Annotated in this window: 25 protein-coding genes; 16 read left to right on the top strand and 9 right to left on the bottom strand. The window is 69.5% G+C overall.

All coding sequences use genetic code 11. The annotated features are described in order from the left end of the window. Nucleotides 1–63: 63 nt before the first annotated feature. Nucleotides 64–546, top strand: coding sequence for a YajQ family cyclic di-GMP-binding protein (locus KK131_RS11395; RefSeq protein ID WP_214556855.1), 483 nt, complete (start codon nt 64–66; stop codon nt 544–546). A 2-nt stretch (nt 547–548) separates the two neighbouring features. Here KK131_RS11395 and KK131_RS11390 read toward each other — a convergent pair whose 3' ends face one another. Beyond that, complete coding sequence (locus KK131_RS11390) at nt 549–1,202, bottom strand: NrsF family protein (RefSeq protein WP_214557369.1); 654 nt, start codon at nt 1,200–1,202, stop codon at nt 549–551. Between the two features lie 4 nt (nt 1,203–1,206). Continuing rightward, nucleotides 1,207–1,776, bottom strand: a complete 570-nt coding sequence (locus KK131_RS11385; RefSeq protein ID WP_214557368.1) for a sigma-70 family RNA polymerase sigma factor — start codon at nt 1,774–1,776, stop codon at nt 1,207–1,209. A 223-nt stretch (nt 1,777–1,999) separates the two neighbouring features. Here KK131_RS11385 and KK131_RS11380 point away from each other — a divergent pair, with 223 nt between their 5' ends. Further along, nucleotides 2,000–3,721, top strand: a complete 1,722-nt coding sequence (locus KK131_RS11380; RefSeq protein ID WP_214556854.1) for a cytochrome c biogenesis protein DipZ — start codon at nt 2,000–2,002, stop codon at nt 3,719–3,721. Between the two features lie 33 nt (nt 3,722–3,754). After that, nucleotides 3,755–4,354: a peptide-methionine (R)-S-oxide reductase MsrB gene (gene msrB / locus KK131_RS11375; protein WP_214556853.1), complete on the top strand. Its 600-nt coding sequence runs from the start codon at nt 3,755–3,757 to the stop codon at nt 4,352–4,354. A gap of 49 nt (nt 4,355–4,403) precedes the next feature. Here the strand turns inward: msrB and KK131_RS11370 are convergent, their stop codons facing one another. Next, nucleotides 4,404–4,862: a hypothetical protein gene (locus KK131_RS11370; protein ID WP_214556852.1), complete on the bottom strand. Its 459-nt coding sequence runs from the start codon at nt 4,860–4,862 to the stop codon at nt 4,404–4,406. 88 nt (nt 4,863–4,950) lie between these two features. Between KK131_RS11370 and trxC the strand changes: the two genes are divergently transcribed. Beyond that, the gene (gene trxC / locus KK131_RS11365) at nt 4,951–5,394 is read left to right on the top strand and encodes a thioredoxin TrxC (protein WP_214556851.1); all 444 of its coding nucleotides are present in this window, start codon (nt 4,951–4,953) and stop codon (nt 5,392–5,394) included. On the opposite strand, the gene KK131_RS11360 is transcribed toward trxC, so the two are convergent. Beyond that, nucleotides 5,395–6,300 (bottom strand): LysR substrate-binding domain-containing protein, encoded by a 906-nt coding sequence (locus tag KK131_RS11360; protein WP_214556850.1) that lies wholly within the window; start codon nt 6,298–6,300, stop codon nt 5,395–5,397. A gap of 92 nt (nt 6,301–6,392) precedes the next feature. On the opposite strand from KK131_RS11360, the gene KK131_RS11355 reads away from it, so the two are divergent. The 3 genes from KK131_RS11355 to KK131_RS11345 all read left to right on the top strand — a co-directional run bounded on the left by KK131_RS11355 (nt 6,393) and on the right by KK131_RS11345 (nt 9,229). Continuing rightward, on the top strand, nt 6,393–6,989 hold the full coding sequence (locus tag KK131_RS11355) for a LysE family translocator (RefSeq protein WP_214556849.1): 597 nt from the start codon (nt 6,393–6,395) through the stop codon (nt 6,987–6,989). Nucleotides 6,990–7,014: 25 nt separating this feature from the next. Beyond that, a complete protein-coding gene (locus tag KK131_RS11350) occupies nt 7,015–7,641 on the top strand; it encodes an NADPH-dependent FMN reductase (RefSeq protein WP_214556848.1) in 627 nt (208 codons plus the stop codon). Between the two features lie 82 nt (nt 7,642–7,723). Beyond that, nucleotides 7,724–9,229, top strand: coding sequence for a peptidase S10 (locus KK131_RS11345; protein WP_214556847.1), 1,506 nt, complete (start codon nt 7,724–7,726; stop codon nt 9,227–9,229). 36 nt (nt 9,230–9,265) lie between these two features. On the opposite strand, the gene egtD is transcribed toward KK131_RS11345, so the two are convergent. Further along, complete coding sequence (gene egtD, locus KK131_RS11340; RefSeq protein ID WP_214556846.1) at nt 9,266–10,255, bottom strand: L-histidine N(alpha)-methyltransferase; 990 nt, start codon at nt 10,253–10,255, stop codon at nt 9,266–9,268. Further along, on the bottom strand, nt 10,252–11,502 hold the full coding sequence (gene egtB, locus KK131_RS11335) for an ergothioneine biosynthesis protein EgtB (RefSeq protein WP_214556845.1): 1,251 nt from the start codon (nt 11,500–11,502) through the stop codon (nt 10,252–10,254). Before egtB ends, egtD begins: the two co-directional genes overlap by 4 nt. A gap of 185 nt (nt 11,503–11,687) precedes the next feature. Here egtB and KK131_RS11330 point away from each other — a divergent pair, with 185 nt between their 5' ends. Beyond that, the gene (locus KK131_RS11330) at nt 11,688–12,185 is read left to right on the top strand and encodes a DUF6491 family protein (RefSeq protein ID WP_345777245.1); all 498 of its coding nucleotides are present in this window, start codon (nt 11,688–11,690) and stop codon (nt 12,183–12,185) included. An 87-nt stretch (nt 12,186–12,272) separates the two neighbouring features. On the opposite strand, the gene KK131_RS11325 is transcribed toward KK131_RS11330, so the two are convergent. The 3 genes from KK131_RS11325 to KK131_RS11315 form a co-directional block, all read right to left on the bottom strand. Next, a complete protein-coding gene (locus KK131_RS11325) occupies nt 12,273–12,707 on the bottom strand; it encodes a hypothetical protein (RefSeq protein ID WP_214556844.1) in 435 nt (144 codons plus the stop codon). 62 nt (nt 12,708–12,769) lie between these two features. Further along, on the bottom strand, nt 12,770–14,956 hold the full coding sequence (rlmKL, locus tag KK131_RS11320; protein WP_214556843.1) for a bifunctional 23S rRNA (guanine(2069)-N(7))-methyltransferase RlmK/23S rRNA (guanine(2445)-N(2))-methyltransferase RlmL: 2,187 nt from the start codon (nt 14,954–14,956) through the stop codon (nt 12,770–12,772). Beyond that, nucleotides 14,953–15,480 (bottom strand): alpha/beta fold hydrolase, encoded by a 528-nt coding sequence (locus tag KK131_RS11315; RefSeq protein ID WP_214556842.1) that lies wholly within the window; start codon nt 15,478–15,480, stop codon nt 14,953–14,955. The genes rlmKL and KK131_RS11315 overlap by 4 nt, the downstream gene beginning before the upstream one ends. 91 nt (nt 15,481–15,571) lie before the next feature. On the opposite strand from KK131_RS11315, the gene KK131_RS11310 reads away from it, so the two are divergent. The 8 genes from KK131_RS11310 to KK131_RS11275 all read left to right on the top strand — a co-directional run bounded on the left by KK131_RS11310 (nt 15,572) and on the right by KK131_RS11275 (nt 21,542). After that, a complete protein-coding gene (locus KK131_RS11310) occupies nt 15,572–16,126 on the top strand; it encodes an N-acetylmuramoyl-L-alanine amidase (protein WP_214556841.1) in 555 nt (184 codons plus the stop codon). A 30-nt stretch (nt 16,127–16,156) separates the two neighbouring features. Then, the gene (locus KK131_RS11305; protein WP_214556840.1) at nt 16,157–16,993 is read left to right on the top strand and encodes an AraC family transcriptional regulator; all 837 of its coding nucleotides are present in this window, start codon (nt 16,157–16,159) and stop codon (nt 16,991–16,993) included. Between the two features lie 235 nt (nt 16,994–17,228). Continuing rightward, nucleotides 17,229–17,366, top strand: a complete 138-nt coding sequence (locus KK131_RS11300) for a hypothetical protein (protein WP_214556839.1) — start codon at nt 17,229–17,231, stop codon at nt 17,364–17,366. Nucleotides 17,367–17,407: 41 nt separating this feature from the next. After that, on the top strand, nt 17,408–18,400 hold the full coding sequence (locus KK131_RS11295; protein WP_214556838.1) for an alpha/beta hydrolase: 993 nt from the start codon (nt 17,408–17,410) through the stop codon (nt 18,398–18,400). Beyond that, nucleotides 18,397–19,437 carry a saccharopine dehydrogenase NADP-binding domain-containing protein gene (locus KK131_RS11290; protein ID WP_214556837.1) on the top strand — a complete coding sequence of 347 codons (1,041 nt, stop codon included), beginning with the start codon at nt 18,397–18,399 and terminating at the stop codon, nt 19,435–19,437. Before KK131_RS11295 ends, KK131_RS11290 begins: the two co-directional genes overlap by 4 nt. A 58-nt stretch (nt 19,438–19,495) precedes the next feature. Further along, a complete protein-coding gene (locus tag KK131_RS11285; RefSeq protein WP_214556836.1) occupies nt 19,496–20,362 on the top strand; it encodes an acyl-CoA thioesterase II in 867 nt (288 codons plus the stop codon). A gap of 36 nt (nt 20,363–20,398) precedes the next feature. Further along, nucleotides 20,399–20,791, top strand: coding sequence for a DUF2007 domain-containing protein (locus KK131_RS11280; protein WP_214556835.1), 393 nt, complete (start codon nt 20,399–20,401; stop codon nt 20,789–20,791). Between the two features lie 43 nt (nt 20,792–20,834). Beyond that, nucleotides 20,835–21,542: an arginyltransferase gene (locus tag KK131_RS11275; RefSeq protein WP_214556834.1), complete on the top strand. Its 708-nt coding sequence runs from the start codon at nt 20,835–20,837 to the stop codon at nt 21,540–21,542.

Raw genomic sequence — 21,542 nt, 5'->3', positions numbered from 1 at the left:
GTCGCGCATTATCGCCCAGCCGCATGGCTTACACTTTGGTCCTGTTTCCAGCGAGCCGCCGCCATGCCTTCCTTTGACGTGATCTCCGAAGTCGACAAGCACGAACTGACCAATGCGATCGACCAGGCCAACCGCGAGCTGACCACACGCTTCGACTTCAAGGGCGTGGACGCGAAGTACGTGCTGGATGACGGCGTGATCACCCAGAGCGCGCCCAGCGAGTTCCAGCTGCAGCAGATGCTGGACATCCTGCGCGGCCGGCTGACTGCGCGGAAGATCGATATCCGCGCGCTCGACGTCGGCGATCCGGAAACCAACCTGGGCGGCTCGCGGCAGAAGATCACCGTGAAGCAGGGCATCGAGCAGCCGGTCGCGAAGAAGCTGGTGGCCGAGCTGAAGGCGGCCAAGCTCAAGGTCGAGGCGCAGATCAACGGCGACAAGCTGCGCGTCAGCGGCAAGAAGCGCGACGACCTGCAGGCGGCGATGGCGGTGCTGCGCAAGTCCGAGGTCGAGCTGCCGCTACAGTTCGACAACTTCCGCGACTGAGTTCAGGCCCTCGACAGCAGCCGGCCGCCCATCGCGGCATTGACTGCCACCACCACGATCACCGCCAGCGCATGGGTCAGCAGGTCGGTGGCCGCCGCGTCGAACGAGTGGCAGATCTCCAGCAGACTGGCCGAGGCCGCCGCGCTGGCCAGGCCGATCAGCACCGCGGTCAGCACCGGCCGCAGCGGGCAGGCGCGGCGCAGCAGCATGATCAGCAAGGCGGACAGCGGCACCGAGAAGCTGATGATGAAAATCAGGCAGTCGGCGGACTGATGCATGCCGGCGATCTCGGTGCCCGGCGCGATCCATTCACGCAGGCAGCCGAGGCCGCTGGCGCCGATCCACAGCAGGGCCCCGGGCAGCGGCAGCCACGCCCACGCCGCACGGCGCCCCGGCACGCCCAACGCGAACGCGGCCCACGCCGCGCAGATCGCGGTGATCACCGCACCGATGCCGGCCCAGGCCAGATCCGGCGTGGCGGCCCAACGCCGCAGCATCGGGCCCGCGCCGTAATGCATCAGCAACCCGATCGCGAGCGCCACCACCACCAGCAGCCAGCCGGCGGTACGCAGCCATGGCGGCAGCAGACGCCGCACCGGCACCAGGTCGGTGCCAAGGCGGTCGATCAGCGCCTCATGGGATTGCGGGTCGGACATCACGTCAGGGTTCTCCATGGAAGCGTTCGCGCAGCGCCTTCAGCGCGCGATGCAGGTTCACTTTCAGCGCGCCGGTGTTGCGCCCGGTCAGCTCGGCCGCCTCGCTGAGCGAACGCTCGCGCAGGCCCAGTTGTTCCACCGCCTCGCGCTGGCCCGGCGGCAACTCGGCGATCGCCTCGTGCAGGCGCTGCGCGCGCTGTTCGCCTTCGGTGGCCGCGCTGGCATCGTCGGCATCCGGATGCTGGTCGAGCGCGAAATCGTCGTGCAGTTCGCGGCTGTCGCGACGGCCGCGGCTGCGCAGGGCGTCGATCGCACGGCGGCTGGCGATCGCAGTCAGCCACGCATCGTAGGAGCGGGTCGGGTCGTAGGTGTGGCGCACCCGGTGCACGGTGATCAGGGTCTCCTGCACCACGTCGTCCAGATGATCCTGCGCCACGCCCTGGCGCCGCGCGGTGGCACGGATCAGCGCCACCGAATCGGCCAGCAGCCTCTCGTAGGCACGCCGGTCGCCGGCCTGCGCAGCCGCCATCCACGCCGCCCGGCGCTGGCCGGGCGATTCGCTGTCGTTCACCATGGTGACGTCGGCTGGCACGGTCCGGTCGAGACTCGTCAGCAGGGAAAGTCCACTATCTAGACCCATGAAGCCGGTGGCGGTCAAGACTTGCGACATGCTTCGCTCCGCGGCGGAACGCCTGACAGGTATTCGCTGCCGCCGGCGCCAACGTTACTTCGTGCCTGCGCGTAACCCTCGCTAGGGCAACGGCGAATAACCAGACAACCTTCCACGGATGCTCCCCATGCTCGTGTTGATCCTCGCCTATCTCGGCGGCGTACTGACCATCCTCAGCCCGTGCATCCTGCCTGTGCTGCCGTTCGTGTTCGCCCGCTCCGACCGGCCGTTCATGCGCAATGGTTTCCCGATGCTGCTGGGCATGGCGATCACCTTCGCCGTGGTCGCTACGCTGGCCGCACTCGGCGGCGGCTGGGCGGTGCACGCGAACCAGTACGGCCGCTACGTGGCGATGCTGGTGCTGGCCTTCCTCGGCCTGACCCTGTTGTCGACCCGGCTGGCCGAATGGATCACCCGCCCGTTCGTGGCGCTGGGCAACCGGCTGTCGCAGCGCTCGGCCGGCGACGGCGATTCGATCTGGGGCGCGGCCGGCCTCGGCGTCGCCACCGGCCTGCTGTGGGCGCCCTGCGCCGGGCCGATCCTTGGCCTGCTGCTGACCGGCGCGGCACTGAACGGCGCCAGCGTGCAGACCACCCTGCTGCTGCTCACCTACGCCGCCGGCGCGGCCACCTCGCTGGGCCTGGCGCTGCTGATCGGCGGCAAGGTGCTCGCGCTGATGAAGCGCTCGCTCGGCGCCGGCGAGTGGGTGCGCCGTGCGCTCGGCGTGCTGGTGCTGTGCGGCGTGGCCGCGATCGCGCTGGGCCTGGATACCGGCCTGCTCACCCGCGTCTCGCTGGCCAGCACCGGCGGCATCGAGCAGAAGCTGATCAACGCCGTGCGCCCGGCACCGGTGCCGCAGCCCGCGCCGAAGGCCGGCGAGCCACTGCCGGTGGAAGGCACGTTCCCGTCGCTGGCCGGCGCCACGCAGTGGTTGAACAGCCCGCCGCTGAGCACCGAGTCCTTGCGCGGCAAGGTGGTGCTGGTCGACTTCTGGACCTACTCCTGCATCAACTGCATCCGCTCGCTGCCGTACGTGCGCGGCTGGGCCGACAAGTACAAGGACCACGGCCTGGTGGTGATCGGCGTGCATGCGCCGGAGTTCGCGTTCGAGAAGGATCCGGCCAACGTAGCAAAGGCGATCAAGGACCTGGGCGTCGACTACCCGGTCGCGCTGGACAACGACTATGCGATCTGGAAAGGCTTCGACAACGAGTACTGGCCGGCGCACTACTTCATCGACGCGCAGGGGCAGATCCGTCATCACCACTTCGGCGAAGGCGAATACCGGGAAAGCGAGGACGTGATCCGCCAGTTGCTGACCGACGCCGGCCAGAAGAACCTACCCGGCGGCTACGTCAGCGACGACCACCGCGGCGTCGAGGCGGCCGCGTCGAACGACCCCGCCCGTTCGCCGGAAACCTACGTCGGTTACGCCCGCGCGATGAACTTCGTCGGCGGCCGGGTGGCGCGCGACGATGCTCACGACTATCACGCACCTGCCTCGCTCGCCGCAGACCAGTGGTCGCTCGACGGCCGCTGGACCGTGCGCGACGAAAACGCGCAACTGGAGCAGGCCGGCGGCCGCATCGTCTACCGCTTCCGCGGCCGCGACCTGCACCTGGTGCTCGGCCCGGCTGCCGACGGCAAGCCGATCCGCTACCGCGTCAGCATCGACGGCAAGCCGCCCGGCGCCGACCACGGCATGGACACCGACGCCTCCGGCAATGGCACGGTCACCAGCCAGCGTCTGTACCAGCTGGTGCGCCAGGCCCACGGCAGCGGCGAGCGGCTGTTCGAGATCGAGTTCCTGGATCCGGGCGTGCAGGCATACGCGTTCACGTTCGGTTGATTGGTCGCTGCATGCATCTCCACGGAGGCTGCCATGTCCCGCATCGATGAAGCCCTCGCGATGGATCGCCGCCGCTTCCTGCGCGCCGCGCTCGGCGGTGGCGCGCTGCTGGCCGTCGGCGGCGGCCTGCTGCTGCCGCGGCTGTACGCGGCGGCGAACACGCCGGTCGGCACGCCGGGCGAGGTGTTGCTGGAAATTTTCGACGATGCCGGCCACGACCTCGGCGCACGCAAGGTGGCGAAGCTGGTGCTGAGCGACGCGCAATGGCGCCGGCGGCTGTCGCCGGCGGCGTACGAGGTGATGCGCCGCGAGGGCACCGAGCGCGCGTTCAGCGGCGAGCACGAGCGCCCCGCCGTGCCCGGCCTGTTCCGTTGCGCGGCTTGCGCCACCGCGCTGTACGACGCGGCCACCGAGTTCGATTCCGGTACCGGCTGGCCCAGCTTCTGGCAGCCGATCGCGAAGAGCAACGTGATCGAGCGCGGCGACCACCTGTTCGGCATGCAGCGCACCGCGATCAGCTGCGCCGGCTGCGACAGCCACCTCGGCCATGTCTTCGACGATGGCCCGCGGCCGACCGGGTTGCGCTACTGCATGAACTCGGTGGCGCTGCGCTTCGTGCCACGCCACGCCTGATCACAGACGGCAGCCTGATTGCGGTAGCGGCTTATCGGCCTTCCCGCGGTCACGGCCACCAGCCGCGTCCCGAGCTGGCGTAGCGGTCGGCCGCGCGCTCGAACGGGTTGCGCGCGCTGACCCCGCCGCACAGCAGGTACAGCGGCAGGAACAGCGGGCCCAGCAGCATGTACTGGTAGACGTGCGCGCGTTCGTGGTCGGCCAGCGACACGGGCAGACCGATACCGCGGCCGGCGCGATGCGCGTAGGTGAGGCATGGCACGTCCAGGCGCTCGCCGGTATGCACGATCACGTTGCCCAGGGTCAGCGCCCCGCCGCGCCCCCACGGCCAGCGGCGCACCACCAGCGCCAGTTCCCGCGGCTGCCAGCGCATGCGCGCGCCGAAGGCCACGCCGGCCACGCCCAGCAGCAGGCCGAGCAAGCTGTTCGGCAGGGTCCACAACATGCCCAGCGCAAGCAGGCTTCGCTGCGGCCAGCGTGAAGCGGAGGCGTCGGCACGTTGCGGCATATCGGCTCGGCTTGGATTCGGAGACCCCCGTCGCCATCTTGTCGGCGTAGGCGCCCGGCGTCTGACCTGTTCTCGGAGTAAGTCTGCCATGAGTACACCACGGGCCATCCCCTGTCCGCATTGCGGCGCGCTGAACCGCGTGCCGGCCGAACGCATCGGCGAGCATCCGAACTGCGGCCGCTGCAAGCAGGCGCTGTTCGCGGGACACCCGGCGGAATTGACCGCGGCGAATTTCGACGCGATCGCCGGCCGCGGCGACCTGCCGGTGCTGGTGGATTTCTGGGCTCCATGGTGCGGCCCGTGCGTCGGCTTCGCGCCGGTGTTCGTGCAGGCCGCCGGCAGGTTCGAACCGCGCCTGCGGCTGGCCAAGCTGGATACCGAAGCGCAGCCGCAACTGGCCGGGCGCTTCAACATCCGCAGCATTCCCACCCTGATCCTGTTCAAGCAGGGCCGCGAGATCGCGCGGCAGTCCGGCGCGCTGAACGCGGCGCAGCTGCAGCAGTTCGTCGAGGGCGCGCTGGCGCGCGGCTGATCACATGGCTGGCTGGCCGGTACCTGCCGCCTGCCAGCGCAGCCAGTCGATCACCGCGGCTACTGCCGCACGCGGTTTGGCGGGCGGCCGCACGATCCAGTACGACGGTCCCAGCGGCACGTCGAGCTCGCCGAACGGGCGCAGCAGGCTGCCGTTCGCCACGTCGTCCGCCGCCAGCCGGTGCCGCGCCAGCGCCACGCCCTGGCCCTGCATCGCCGCGCGCAGCACCAGGTCGGACGAGGTGTAGCGCGCGCCGCCCTGCAGCGAAAGCTTCGCCGGCCCGTGCGCCTGCCGCCACGACTCCCACGCCGCCTGCGGATCGCGGTCATGCAGCAGGCGCAGTCCGGCCAGTTGCGCCGGTTGGGATGGACGTCCGGACGCCTGCCACAGCGCCGGGCTCATCACCGGATACAGCGCGTCGTCCATCAGCGGCTCGGCATGCAGTGCCGGCCACGGCCCCTTGCCCATGCGGATCGCCAGGTCGATGCGGCCGTCGTCCAGCGCGTCGAGGCGCTGCTCCACCTGCACCGACAGCTCGATCTTCGGATGCGCCTTCTCCAGTGCGGGCAACCGCGGCAGCAGCCAGCGGATCGCAAACGACGGCGAGGCGGACAGGGTCACCGCATGTGCCGGGCGGGTCTCGCGCAACGCCGCCACCGCCTGTTCGATCTCGTGCAGGCCGGACAGCGTGGCACGGCCCAGCGTCTCGCCCTGCGGCGTGAAAACCAGCGCGCCGCGCCCGGCCGCCGTGCGCAGCAGCGGCACGCCCAGCCAGCGATCCAGCTCGCCCAGATGCCGGCTTACCGAGGAGTGCGCCATGCCCAGCTCGCGCGCGGCGGCGCGCACGCCGCCGTGGGCGTAGACCATGGCGAAGGCACGCAAGGCATTCAGCGGCAGCTCGTTCATGGTCGTAATTCTAGACCATAAATTGCCAGGCACAGACCAGCTGCAGACCCGAGTATGTACTTCATTCGACCATTAGCGATGAAGGACATGCCATGGATCCGTTGCTCGCCGCGTGCGGCCTGCTCTGCGTGGCCGCGATCACGCCCGGCCCGAACAACCTGGTGGTGCTGCGCGCGGCAGGGCATGCCGGCCTGCGCGGCGCGATGCCGGCGATCATCGGCATCGTGTGCGGCGGCCTGCTGCTGCTTGCCGTGATGGCGCTGGGTGCCGGTGCAGCGTTCGTCACGCATCCGCCCCTGCGGCGCTGGACCGGCATGATCGGCGCCCTGTACCTGGTCTGGCTCGGGGTATCGCTGTGCGCCGCCGGCATCGCGCCACGACACACCGCCGCGACCTCGGCAACCTTGCCGGCCGGGACGCTTGGCCTGATCGGCTTCCAGTTCCTCAACCCGAAAAGCTGGGTGATCGTGCTGACCGTGCTGGCGGCGGTGCCGGCCGCCGGCCCGCGCGATTACCTGCCGCTGGCCGGACTGTTCGTGCTGATCCCCACCCTGTGCCTGCTGCTGTGGGCCGCGCTGGGCGCGTGGCTGGCCCGCTGGCTGGTACGCCCCACGGTCCGCCGCGGCGTCGACATCGCGATGGGCGCCCTGCTGGTCGCCTGCGCCTTCCTGCTGCTGATCGAACCCTGATTCTTTGCTCACCGGAGATACCGAGATGACCGCTTTCCATACGACTCCCGCCCGCCGCGTGCTGTGCCTCGCCGGCAGCCTGCGCCGCGATTCCTGGAACCGCCGCCTGCTGCAGGCGGCCGTGGCCCAGGCGCCGGCGACGCTGCGACTGGACGTCTACGACGCGCTGTCCGCCGTGCCGCTGTTCGACGAGGACCTGGAGCAGCGCGAACCGGCCGGCCCCGCCGGCGTGCGGGCGCTGCGCGCGGCGATCGCCGCCGCGGACGGCCTGATCATCGCCACACCCGAGTACAACCATGCCATGCCCGGCGTGCTGAAGAACGCGCTGGACTGGCTCTCGCGCGAAAGCCCCGCGGGCGACGTGCTGTCGGAGAAACCCGTCGGCGTACTCGGCGCCAGCAGCGGTCCGTGGGGTACGCGCATGGCGCAGGCCTCGCTGCGCCAGGTGCTGCACACCTGCGGTGCCCTGGTGATGCCCACCCCGACCCTGTTCGTGGCGAACGCGGCCAGCCGCTTCGATGCGGACGGCACGCTGACCGACCTGGCCACCGTGCAGTCGCTGCAGAATTTCACGCTGGCGTTCGAGCGCTGGATGGAGCGCGTGGCGCCGTCGTGCGGCAGGCTGGAACCCGCGGCGCTGGCAGCGCGCTGACCGCGATCACCCATGCCTTTACGCACACCCCCGCCACGGCGCGGCCGGTTAAGCTGGCCGCTTTCGCCCGCGAGGAAAAACCGTGCGCAAGTCCCTGCGATCTGTCCTGCTGGCAGCCTTCGTGCTGGCCGCCTGCAACGCCGCCCCCGCCTTCGCCGCCGACACCCACAAGCCGGCGGCGCCGGATACGGCAGGCAGCGGCGGCTTCCAGCTGCCGCCGCTGCCTGCCGATGCGCACGTAACGCAATCGGCCACGGTGGATGGCCGCACGCTCAAGTACACGGTCACCGTCGGCTCGCTGCCGGTGCGCGACGACAAGGGCAAGACCACCGGCGAAGTGGTGTTCACCGCCTACACCATGCCCGGCAAGGACCGGCCGGTGACGTTCGCGCTCAACGGTGGCCCCGGCGCCTCGTCGGTGTACCTGAATCTCGGCGCGATCGGGCCGAAGAGGGTGAACTTCGGCGTCGAGGGCGACAACCCGTCCGACCCGGCGACGCTGCACGACAACCCCGGCACGTGGCTGGGCTTCACCGACCTGGTGTTCATCGATCCCGTAGGCACCGGCTACAGCCGCGCGCTGGTCGACGACAAGGAAGCGACCAAGCAGTTCTACAGCACCGACAGCGACATCCAGTACCTGTCGCGCATCGTCTACGACTGGCTGGTCAAGAACGGCCGCATGAGCTCGCGCAAGTACCTGGTCGGTGAAAGCTACGGCGGCTTCCGCGGCCCGCGCATCACCGAGTACCTGCAGACCCGGCTCGGCGTGGCGATGAACGGCGTGGTGCTGCTGTCGCCCTATCTCGACCCGGCGGCATCGGACGACGAGAACGTGTCGCCGCTGCCGTGGATGCTCACCCTGCCTTCGATCGCCGCCGCGCACCTGGAGCGCGAGCACAAGCTCAGCGCCGAGGCGATGGCGCCGATCATCGAGTACACCCGCGGCGAATACGCCAGCGACCTGATGCGCGGCCGCTCCGATCCGCAGGCCACCGATCGCGTAGTGAAGAAAGTCACCGAGCTGACCGGACTCGACCCGCTGTTCGTGAAGCGCTCCGGCGGACGCATCGAAACCCAGGCCTACCTGCGCGAGGTGTACCGCGCCGAAGGCAAGCTTGGCAGCCGCTACGACTCCAACGTCACCGCGTGGGACCCGTTCCCGTACGCGCCGCACCAGCAGACCGGCGACCCGATCCTCAACGGCATCATCGCACCCACCACCACGGCGATGGTCGACTTCGTCACCCGGACCGTGGGTTGGAAATACGACGGCCGCTACAACGCGCTCAGCTACGAGGTGAACAAGCTGTGGCACGAGGACAAGGACGCGAACAAGGGCTCGGTATCGCAACTGCGCGAGGCGGTCGCCAACGATCCGGGCCTGCGCGTGCTGATCGCGCACGGCTGGGACGACCTGTCCTGCCCGTTCATGGCTTCGGTGCTGATCGTCGACCAGATGCCGGCGATGGGCGACCCGACCCGCGTGCAGGTGAAGAACTACCCCGGCGGCCACATGTTCTACGCGCGCCCCGACAGCCAGGCCGCGCTGACCAGCGACGTGAAGGCGTTGTACGGCGTGAAATGAGGCAAGTGGAGGCGGCAGGCGCGCGCCGCCTCGCGCTCAGCGCGCGAGTGTGCTGGCGCGCACCAGGTACTGCACGCTGAACATCCGTTGCGGGTCGGTCCACACGTGCTTCACGGCCAACCCGGCGCGGGCAGCCAGCGCGGCGAAATCCTCCAGCGAATACTTGCAGCTGTACTCGACCTGGATCGCCTCGTCGGCGCGGAACGGCACGTTCACGCGGCCGACTTTGACCTGCTGCTCGCGGCGGCTGACGATGTGCGTCTCGATGCGCCCGGCCATCGGGTTGTAGTGCGCGCGATGGACGAACGCCGACAGCTCGAAGTTGCTGCCTATCTCGCGGTTCAGCCGCGCCAGCATGTTCAGGGTGAACTCGACGGTGACGCCGGCGCGGTCGTTGTAGGCCGCTTCGATGACGGCCGGATCCTTCTTCAGGTCCACTCCGATCAGGATGCCGCCGGCGTCGCCCATCTCGTTGCGCATCTTGCGCAGCAGCACGGCGGCTTCGCGGTTCTCGAAATTGCCGATGGTGGAGCCGGGAAAGTACAGCACGGTGCGCCGCGGCGCGCGTGGCGGAATCGGCAGCCGCAGCGGCTTGCTGAAATCCGCGCACAACGGCTGCAGCGGCAGCTGCGGGAACGCCGCCGCCAGTTGCTCGACACTTTGCCGCAACGGCTCCGGCGAAATCTCCACCGGCACGTAGGCCACCGGCGCATGCAGGCGTTCGAGCAGCATGCGGGTCTTGTGCGCATTGCCGCTGCCGTACTCGACCAGGCGTACCCCGCTGCCCAGTTCATCGGCGATGCTGGCCGCGTGTTCATCCATCAGCGCGATCTCGCAGCGCGTGAGGTAATACTCCGGCTGCTCGCAGATCCGTTCGAACAGCATCGACCCGCGCTCGTCGTAGAACAGCCACGACGGCAGCCGCTTGGGCTTCGCGCCGAGGCCGCGCTGGACGACTTCCAGAAGATCGCTTGACGGCGGGCGGCGGTCGTCGTCGCTGATGCCACAGGGTTGCACGCTGCTCATCGGTCCTGTCCCAGTCGTAGCCCGGCAAACTGCCAGCGGGCCTGGGGTGGAAAGAAATTGCGGTAACTGGCGCGAATATGCTCGCGCGGGGTGACGCAGGAACCGCCGCGCAACACCCACTGGCCGCACATGAATTTGCCGTTGTACTCGCCCAGCGAACCGGGCAGCGGGCGGAAGCCCGGGTAGCTGACGTAGGGCGAGGCGGTCCACTCCCACACGTCGCCGTACAGCTGCAGCAGGCCGGCGCCGCCGCGCGCCGCATGCGGCTGGAAGCGTTGCGCGTCCTGCAGGTTGCCGTCGATCGCGACGCCCTGCGCCGCCGATTCCCACTCGGCTTCGGTGGGCAGCCGCGCACCGGCCCAGCGCGCGAACGCCTCGGCCTCGTAATAACTGAGATGGCAGACCGGCTCGTGCGGATCGAGTTCACGCACGCCGGCCAGGGTGAACTCGCTGGCCAGGTCGTCCTGCCAGTAGATCGGATGCTGCCAGCCCTCGCGCTGCAGCGTGGCCCAGCCGTCGGACAACCACAGCCCGGGTTCGCGGTAGCCGCCTTCGCGCACGAAGGCCAGGTATTCGGCATTGGTCACCAACCGATTGGCCAGTGCATGCGGCTGCAGCAGGGTGCGATGGCGTGGGGTCTCGTTGTCGAACGCGAAGCCCTCGCCACGATGGCCGATCTCGACGATGCCCTCGCGGCCATCGACGAAGCGCAGCGGCACGGCTTTCGCGTCTACCGACGCGGCGATCGGTGCGCGATAGGCCGGCTGCAACGGGTTGCACCAGAACGCGTGCTTGATGTCGGTCAACAGCAGTTCCTGGTGCTGCTGCTCGTGCTGCAGGCCCAGCTCGACCAGCCCGGGCAGCTCCGCGTCGTCGGCGCGGTTGAGCAGTTCACCTACCGCGTCGTCGATGTAGCGCCGGTAGTCGCGCACCTCGTCCAGCGACGGCCGCGACAGCAGGCCACGTTGCGGCCGTGCGTGCATCGGCCCGACCGACTGGTAGTAGGAATTGAACAGGTAATGCCACGCCGGATCGCGCGGCCGGTAGGCCGGGTCGCGGCCCAGCACGAACTGCTCGAAGAACCAGCTGGTATGCGCCAGGTGCCACTTGCCGGGGCTGGCGTCGGGCATCGACTGCAGTTGCAGGTCTTCCGCGCTGAGGCCGGCACAGAGTTCCAGTGTCCGCTGCCGCACCTGCAGGAATCGGGTCGCGATGCCTGCAGGTGCGGACGAGTGCCAGGTCGTCATCGCGACTCCCTTGGTACGGCCGGCAAGGCGGTCGCGTTGCAGTGGGTATCGAGTGTCTTATCGCTCAAACGCATGTCAGCCAGCATGCCGCGTCAACCGTTCACTTCTTGTGATATGAAGATGGCAGATACTTTGCAGCGCGCTTCCCCCATGCCCGTGCCGATGCGGGCCGGCATACAGCCCCCGTGACTGAATTCACGGTATGCGTATTACCCGAAACAGACGAGGTGACGCCCATGAAAACGATCCTTCCCGCCCTGCTGCTCGCTCTCACCATCGGCGTCGGTGCTGCGCAGGCCGCCGAGACGGCGCCCGCCCGATCACCGCTGCCTGCAGCTGATTGCATCGACACTACCCAGATCAACGAATGGCACATCGTGGACGCCCGCACCGCCATCGTGCGCACCGGTCCCAAACGCTACCTGGTGACGTTGCAGAGCGACTGCCCGCGACTGGGCACTCCGCCGCCCGGGCTGATCTTCCGCGCCAACCCGTCCAATACCGTCGTCAATCGCAGCCGCATCTGCGGCGAGGTGGGCGAGACCGTGCACTCACGCTACCAGCCGCCGTGCGCGATCCAGTCGGTCAGCAAGATCGACAAGGAACGCTTCGATCAGCTCAGTGCCCGCGCCACGCGCCATGGCAGCGGCGCCGAGCAGCCGACGGCCATGCCCGCCCATTGAACGGGTGCAACGTCAGGGTGCACTGAAAAACGAAGGGCCCGGCGTGCCGGGCCCTTCGTAGCGGATGTGGTGGCGTGACCGCCGGACTCAATCGCCGTCGTCGTAATCGTAGCCATCGTCACGGATGTAGCGCGTCTGGTACGGGTCGTCGTACACCACCGTGCGCGTCTCGACCACGCGACGACGCACCACCGGGGCATCCTCGTAGATCACCGTGCGCGGCGGGCCGTATACCACCGGCGCGCCGTAGTACACCGGCGCCGGGCGCAGCGCGTTGTCGACCAGGCCGATCACCGCACCGGTGACGATCGCGCCGGCGATCCAGCGACCGCCGCTCCAGTGGCCGCCATGGCCGCCGTAGTAACCACCGTGATAGCCGCCATGGTAACCGCCGTAATAACCACCGCCGTGGCCGTGGTAGCCATGACCGCGCGCAGACGCGCTCAGTGGCATCGCCACTGCCGCTGCGACTGCCAGACCGATGGCTGCCAGCTTGCCTGCACCGCTGATACGTTGGGTCATGATCGTTCTCCGTTGTACAGGGCGGATGCTCGTCGGATCACGCTTAATGTGAACTGAAGGGTTCACCTTTTGATGCGCGCCGCATCCCACGGGTTGATCCCCGGGTCAGCCTTGCGCCGGCGCAGCAGCCAGCAGCCGTGGATATCGGCGCGGCGGGCGAAGTCGAACGGGATGCTGGGCGTGGTCCAGTCCTCGATCTCGAAGTGCTGCGCCAGCGCCTCGCGATCCAGCTTGAAGCGGCGGAAATTGTTCGAAAACACGATCACGCCGTCGCGGGTCAGCCGCTCGTTGCAGGCCTCGAGCAGCTTCACGTGGTCGCGCTGCACGTCGAAGTCCTCGGCGCGCTTGGAGTTGGAGAACGTAGGCGGGTCGACGAAGATCAAGCCGTAATGGCCGCGGTCGCGCTGCAGGAATTCCAGTGCGTCGAACTGCATCAAGCGATGGCTGGCGCCGCTGAAACCGTTCAGCGCCAGATTGCGCGAAGCCCATTCCAGGTAGGTGGCGGACAGATCCACGCTGGTGGTTTCCAGCGCGCCGCCGGCCGCCGCGTGCACGCTGGCAGTGGCGGTGTAGGCGAACAGGTTGAGGAAGCAGCGCCCCTCGGCCAGTTCGCGCACTTTCGCGCGCACCAGCCGGTGGTCGAGGAACAGGCCCGTGTCCAAGTAATCGGTAAGGTTGACCAGGAACTTCAGGCCATCCTCCTCCACTTCGATGAACTCGTTGCGCTGGTCGAGCTGGCCGTACTTGGAGCCGCCCTTGCCGCGCTCGCGGGTCTTCAGCGCAATGCGTTCGCGCGGCACGCCGAGCACTTCGCCGGCGACGCGGGCGATCTCGCGCAGGCGCAGCCGCGCCACGTCGGGCGGGATGTCGGCCGGTGCGCGATATTCCTGGATGTGCAGGTGGTCGTTGCCGTTCGTGTCGCCGTAGACGTCGATCGCCGCGGCGTATTCGGGCAGGTCCTGGTCGTAGGCGCGCCAGCAGTGGATATTCTCGCGCAGCAGCCGTTTGCGCAGGTGCTTGACGTTCTTCTCCAGCCGGTTCTTCAGCATCTGCGCGCCGGCCGACAGCGGCTTCGGCTCGCGTGGCTTCTCGTCGCGTTGCTTCAGGTCGAACGTCAGCAACACGGTTTCCAGCGCGCCGTTGTACAGCACGTAGCGCTTGTCGGCATGCAACTGCATCGCACGCCCAAGCTCCACGTCGCCGGCCAGTACCGCGGCACGCCAGCCGCTGAAGCGGTTGCGCAAGGTGTCTCCCACGGCGCGATACAGCTTCGGCATCTCGGCGTGATCGCCGAGCCGCTCGCCGTACGGCGGGTTGGTGATGACCAGGCCGTAATCGACGCCCGGCGGCGGCGCGGCATGGGTCACGTCCTGCTTGTCCAGGGTGAAGAAACCGGCCACGCCCGCAGCCTGCGCGTTGCGTTTGGCCGTCTGCACCATGCGCGGGTCGGCGTCGCTGCCGAAGAACACGCTGCGCAGGCCGCGCAGGCCAGTTTCGGCGCGCTGTTTCGCTTCGTCCAGCAGGCTGCGCCACAACGCGATGTCGTGCTGTTGCCAGCCGAGGAAACCGAAGTACTCGCGGCGCAGGCCGGGGGCCACGTCGGCCGCCATCAACGCGCCTTCGACCAGCAAGGTGCCCGAGCCGCACATCGGGTCGAGCAGCGCGCCGCCGGCGGCGTACACTTCCGGCCAGCGCGCGCGCAGCAGCATCGCGGCGGCGAGGTTTTCCTTCAGCGGCGCCTCGCCCTGCTCCTCGCGCCAGCCGCGCCGGTGCAGCGGCGAGCCGGCAAGGTCCAGCGACAGCGTGGCGCGGTCGCGGCGCACGCGGACGTTGATGCGGATATCGGGTTCGTCGGTGTCGATGCCCGGGCGCGAACCGTCGCGCTGGCGGAACTGGTCAACCACCGCGTCCTTGGTGCGCAGGCCGATGAACTGGCTGTGGGTCAGCTTGCTCATCGCGGTGCCGGCGTCCACCGCGAAGGTGGCGTGCGCGGCCAGGTGTTGGCTCCAGTCGATCGCCTGCACGCCGCGGTACAGCGCGTCGTCGTCGGCCGCGTCGAACTCGGCCAGCGGCAGCAGGATGCGACTGGCCAGGCGCGACCACAGGCAGGCCTTGTAGGCGGTTTCCAGCGTACCGGAGAAATGTGCGCCGGCCAGCGCCTCGCGCACGTCGCTGGCGCCGAGCGCGACCAGTTCGTCGCGCAGCAGGTATTCCATGCCTTTCGGGCAGGTGGCGAAGTAGTGACTCATGCGGCGCTCGCCAGCTGGTCCAGCATCAGCCGGAACTGCGCGGCGATCGCGTCCATGCTGGCGCCCAGGCGATGGTCGTCGTCCAGCACCAGCAGCGGCAGGCGGCGCCGGGCGGCGAACGCATGCACGCCCGCCAGCGGGCAGACCTCGTCGCGCCAGCCGTGGATCAGCAGCGTGGGCACGTCCGGGCGCAGGTCGAACTTGCGCGCGTAGCCGGGAATCTCGCTCGGCGTGGCCAGCAACAGCAAACCGGCCACCGGCACGTCCAGCGAGACCAGGCCGGAGACGAACGCGCCCATGCTGGAGCCGACCAGCAGCGGCGGCCCATCCAGCGCCTCGATGGTGGCGCGCAGGCGGGCGATCCGCGGCGCCACCGAAGCGGCGTGGCCGCGCGCATCGTCGGTGCCATAATCCGGCCGCTGCGTGCGCCAGCCCAGCGCTTCGGCCAGCGCGGCCAGCGCGCTGACCTTGGTGGCGTCCGGGCTGGAGTCCGAGCCGTGCGAAAGAATGATCTGGCCGCGCATGGCGGTCTCCATGAAAAGTGCCGAAAGCAAGGCTGGCATGGTAACAGGCGGCGTTTCCGCCGCGGCTCCGACACATGCGAAACTGCCCTGCATGAGCCTGAGCATCCACGACCAGCCGCTGCCCTATGTCGACCTCCTGCCCGAGCGTCCCGCCGAGGCGGTCGAGCTGGTGGTGATCCACTGCACCGAGCTGCCGGACCTGGCCACGGCGCGCGAGTACGGCGAGAAAGTGCTGCACGCCAGCGGCGCCGGCAACAGCGGCCACTACTACGTCGACCGCGACGGCGCGGTGTACCGCTACGTGCCCGGCACCCGCGTGGCGAACCACGTGCGCGGCCACAATCCGAACTCGATCGGCATCGAACTGGTCAACCGGGGCCGCTATCCGCACTGGTGGGATTCGCGCCACCAACGGATGGACGAGCCGTACACCGATGCGCAGATCGCCGCGCTGAGTGCCCTGCTGACGCAGTTGCGCGTGGCATTCCCGAACCTGCGCCAGATCGCCGGGCACGAAGACCTGGATACCGCGCTGATGCCGGCCAGCGACGATCCCGCGCTCGAAGTTCATCGCAAGCTCGACCCTGGCCCGCTGTTTCCATGGGCCGCCGTGGTTCCCGCCAGCGGCCTGCAGCGGCTGCGCTAGACTGCGTCGACCTCCCTTCGACCCGCATCCATGCCGGAGTTCGACGTCCAGCCGCTGCTGCAATCGACCACCGTCGCGGTGCACGACGTGTGCTGCCGCGGCGCCTGCCGCCATCGCAGCGCCGAGGAATGCGCGGGCTCGACCCAGCTGGTGTTCCCGTATCGCGGGCTGTTCCTGCGCCACGTCGGCGGCACGCAATCGGTGGCCGACGCCAACCACGTGCTGTTCTTCAACGCCGGCGAGGGCTACCAGGTCAGCCACCCGGCGACGGGCGGCGACGCCTGCCTGTCGCTGTCGGTGTCGCAACCGCTGCTGCGCGAACTCGCGCCGGTCGCGATGCTGCAACGGCGCGACCAGCCCGTGTTTCGCCACCAGGCGCTGCGCATCGACGAGCGCGCGCAGGTGCTGGTGGCGCTGCTGCGCCACAGCCTGCGCAACGGCGGCATCGAGTCGCTGGAGGCCGAGAGCCTGGTGCTGACCCTGGTGTGCCGCAGCCTCGGCCCGCGCACCACCCATGCGCCCGGCGCGTCCCGTGCGCGGCAACGGCTGGTAGACCGGGCGAAGCTGCTGCTCGCCAGCGACCTCACCCGGCGCTGGGCGCTGGCGGACATCGCGGCGGAAGTCGGCGGCTCGCCGGTCTACCTCACCCAGGCCTTCCAGCAGGTCGAAGGCATGCCGCTGTACCGCTACCACCTGCGCCTGCGCCTGGCGCGCGCGCTGGACCTGGTGGCCGACTGCGAGGACGTCGCCGCGCTGGCGCAGGACCTGGGCTTCTCCAGCCACAGCCATTTCAGCGCCGCGTTCCGCCAGGCCTACGGCCGCACGCCCACGGCGTTCCGCCAGGCCGCGCTGGCACAGAAGCTGTAAAGAAAACCACGTCCTGTGGTTTTCTTTTATCGCGAGTCCGGTACATGCCCGGACTCGCTCACGCGAATCAGGCACTGGCGTGCCCGATCCGCGGCCGGCCACCCATGGCCGGCCTGAGAGGCTGATAGTCTCAACCTCTCAGGTCGTCGTGAATCGCTAAAGATCCTGACAGCCCTCGCCGGCGGCCGGTGGTCTCCTGTACCTGCCCGATCGCGGGCCCTACCGGAGACACGCCATGAACGAGAACACCTGCGCCGCCTGCGACTATCCGCTCGACGGCAACGCCATCAAGATCACCATCGGCGGCCGCACCGTCGAGGTCTGCTGCGAGGAGTGCGCACAGAAGCTGCGCGAGGCGGAAGCGCAGTCGTGAGCGGCGGAACCTCATCACCCGCACGACTGGCGGCGCCGGGCATGAACCGGCGCCGCTTCCTAGCTTTGTCCGCAGGCACGCTGGCCGCCGCGTGCGTAGCCAGCCTCGCCGGCTGTGCCCGGTGGCCGCGCGCCGGCGCCGTGCTGGTACCGATGGACGCGGCGGGCTTTCACGCCACGCGCCGCTACACCCGCACCGCGTTCGGCCGCATCGCCCACGTCGAGCGCGGCAGCGGGCCGGCGGCGCTGTTCCTGCACGGCTTCCCGCTCAACGGCTTCCAGTGGCGCGGTGCGCTCGACCGGCTGGCACCGTACCGGCGCTGCATCGCGCCCGATTTCCTCGGCATGGGTTACACGGAAGTCGCCGACGGGCAATCCTGCGCGCCGGACGCGCAGGTCGCCATGCTCGTCGCCCTGCTTGACGCACTGCAGGTCGAGCGCGCCGACGTGGTCGCCAACGACAGCGGCGGCGCTGTCGCGCAGTTGCTGGTCGCACACCACCCCGAACGCGTGCGCAGCCTGCTGCTGACCAACTGCGACACCGAGGAAGACAGCCCGCCGCCGGCGCTTCTTCCGGTGATCGCGCTGGCAAAGCAGGGGCGCTTCGTCGACGAATGGCTGGGCACCTGGCGCCGCGACCACGCCCTCGCGCGCTCGGCCGCCGGCATCGGCGGCATGTGCTACACCGACCCCGCGCATCCCACCGACGAGGCCATCGAAACCTACTTCGCGCCGCTGCTGGCATCTCAACGCAGCCGCGATTTCGCGCACGCCTATGCCATCGCGCAGGAAAAGAACGCGCTCGCCGGCATCGGCCCCGCGCTCGCGCGATCCCGCGTGCCGGTGCGCATCGTGTGGGGCAGTGCCGACACGATTTTTTCCGCAGAAAACCCCGGCTTCCTCGACCACGCCTTCGGCCGCTCGCTGGGCGTGCGCCGGCTCCAGGGCAGCAAGCTGTTCTGGCCCGAGGAACGCCCCGACGTGATCGCCGAAGAAGCGCGGCGGCTGTGGGCCGCGCAAGGAGACCAGGCATGACGCCCCCTTCCCCTCGCATCGCGGTATACGGCGCCTACGGCCATACCGGCCGCTTCGTGCTGGCCGAGCTGCGCCGCCGCGGTTTCGTGCCGGTGGCCTGCGGCCGCGATGCGGCCAGGCTGCATGAACTGGCCACGGTCGCCGGCGTCGAGGTCCGCGTCGCCTCCACCGATGACCCCGCTGCGCTGGATGCCGCCTTCGCCGGCACCGCCGCCGTTCTGCATTGCGCCGGACCTTTTCTCGACACCGCCGCGCCGGTACTGGACGCGGCGCTGCGCGCACGCGTCCACTACCTCGACGTGGCGGCGGAACAGCGTGCCGTGACCGACACCCTGGCGCGCGATGGCGAAGCGAAAGCCGCGGGCGTGACGGTGCTGCCGGCGATGGCCTTTTATGGCGGCCTCGCCGACCTGCTGGCCAGCGCCGCGCTCGACGGCGCCCCCGACGCGGATACGGTGGACATCGCCGTCGCGCTCGACGGCTGGCATCCGACGCGCGGCACCCGCCTCACCGGCGAGCGCAACCATTACCCGCGCATGTACATCGAGCAAGGCCGCACCCGCACCGTGCCCGACCCCGCGCCCGTGCGCGAGACCGATTTCCCGGCACCGTTCGGACGGCTGGAAACGGTGCTGCTCCCGCTGTCCGAGGCCGTCGTGGTGCCTCATCACATCGCCTGCCGCAACCTGCACTCGTGGATGAACCTGGCCCCGCTGCGCGACCTGCGCGATCCGGCCACGCCGGCGCCGGTCGCCGCCGACGACAGCGGACGCTCCGCGCAGCGCTTCGCGGTCGACGTACGCGTGCGCCGCGGCAATCACGCATGCCGCGCCATCGCCAGCGGATGCGACATCTACGCCGTCACCGCGCCACTGCTGGTCGAGGCGCTGCAGCGCATCCTCGACGGCCGCGTCCGCGCTTGCGGCGCACTCGCCGCGGGCCAGGCCTTCGATGCACGCGACTTCCTGGCCGCGCTCGATCCCGCGGCGGTCACGGTCGTGTTCGAAGCCGGCGCAGGGTCGGTCGGCGCCCGCTGAATGCGGGTTCGGGCGCCGCCGCCACCGCTATACTGGCGGCCCCCTGCAAGGACACGCCATGAGCGAAGACCACGTTGCCGAACTTGTCGAGCTGCTGCAACTGGAACGGCTGGAGGACAACCTGTTCCGCGGCCAGAGTCGCGACATCGGCACGCGCTTCGTGTTCGGCGGGCAGGTGCTGGGGCAGGCGCTGGCGGCGGCGCAGCAGACCGTCGACCCGGCGCGCGAGGCGCATTCGCTGCATGCCTACTTCCTGCGTGCCGGCGACATCGAGGCGCCGATCGTCTACAGCGTGGAACGTGCCCGCGACGGCGGCACGTTCTCGTCGCGGCGCGTGTTGGCGATCCAGCACGGCCAGCCGATCCTGAACGGTTCGGTCTCGTTCCAGCTGCCCGAAGCCGGCGTGGAACATCAGACCTCGATGCCGGAGGTGCCCGCGCCGGAGGACTTGGAGCCGCTGCACCCGCTGCCGCCGGACGAGCTGGCGCGGCTGCCGGTGAAGCTGCAGCGCTGGATGGGTATCGACGGCCCATTCGAGTTCCGCCAGGTGTGGCCGCGCGACGAACGCCACCCGGCCAAACGCCCGCCGATCCAGCACATCTGGTTCAAGCTGACCTCGCCGATCGACGACTCGGCGATCCTGCACCGCGCGCTGCTCGCCTACGCCTCCGATTTCCATCTGATCGGCACCGCCACGCTGCCGCACGGCATCTCCTACCTCACCCACAACGTGCAGATGGCCAGCCTCGACCATGCGCTGTGGTTCCACCGCCCGTTCCGCGTCGACGAGTGGCTGCTGTACTCGTTCGACAGCCCCACCGCCCAGGGCGGCCGCGGCCTGGCGCGCGGACAGATTTTCAGCCGCGACGGCCGGCTGGTCGCCTCCACCGCGCAGGAAGGCCTGATCCGCGTGCGCGGCGACTGAACACCGGTTGCCGGGCCGTTCGCGTAAACTGCGCCCATGCGCCTGATCTATACCTCGCCCCGCCAGGAAAACATCGACATCGTGGTCGCCCTGATGGCCGAACACGGCATCGAAGCCACCGTGGCCAATCGATCCAACTACAACCGGCCGACCTGGCAGCGTTTCAGCTATTCGCAGCGGCAGGACGACCGCAGCAGCTGGGCGCAAGTGTGGATCACCCACGCCGACGACTACACCAAGGCGCGTACCCTGCTGCGCGAGATCGGCATCGAGCCGGTGGTCCGCCACGGCGAGGAGCTGGCCGCCGCACGCAATCCCACCCCGGCCGACCGGCGCGCGCATACGGTGGCCCGCGTGCGCCGCATCGTGCTGCTGGCGGTGCTGGCCGTCTTCGCCATGGCGATGCTGCGCTATTTGCGGGTGATCTGAGTCCGATAGTGCGACGCCCGTCACGCCGGCATAGAATCGGCGAATGCGCCGCTCCGACCAAGTCCGCCTGTTCCAGACGCTGCCCCACGTGTGCGGCTACTACGCCGACCGCACCGCGCAGAACCTGGTGCTGGACCCGGCCGCGCCGAACCTCGACCAGTTGTACGGCCCGGCGCTGGAGCGCGGCTTCCGCCGCGCCGGCGGCCACCTGTACTTCCCGAACTGCGCGCAGTGCCACGCTTGCACGCCGTGCCGCATCGACGTGGCGAACTTCCAGCCGGACCGCGCCCAGCGCCGCTGCCTGAAGCGCAACGCCGACCTCGCCGTCAGCGAGTCGATCCCCGGCTACAACCGCGAGCGCCACGCGCTGTACGAGCGCTACCTGCAGAGCCGCCACGCCGGCGGCGGCATGGACGACGCGGAAGCCAGCGATTTCCGCCGTTTCCTTACCGCGCCGTGGAGCCCCACCCTGTTCATGGAGCTGCGCCTGGGCGAGCGCCTGCTCGCCGTGGCGGTCACCGACGTCTGCCTCAACGGCGTCTCGGCGGTCTACACCTTCTACGACCCCGACGAAACCGCGCGCGGCCTGGGCACCTACGCGATCCTGCAGCAAGTGGCGCTGGCCCGCCGCCGCGGCATGCCGTGGCTGTACCTGGGCTTCTGGATCGACGGCCATCCGAAGATGGACTACAAGCGGCGCTTCAAGCCGCTGCAGATCCGCACGGCCGAGGGCTGGCAGGCGCTGGCCTGA

This window comes from Rhodanobacter sp. LX-99, assembly GCF_018599185.1.
In the GTDB taxonomy this organism is placed as follows: domain Bacteria; phylum Pseudomonadota; class Gammaproteobacteria; order Xanthomonadales; family Rhodanobacteraceae; genus Rhodanobacter.
This window is presented reverse-complemented; position numbering and strand designations above follow the sequence as displayed.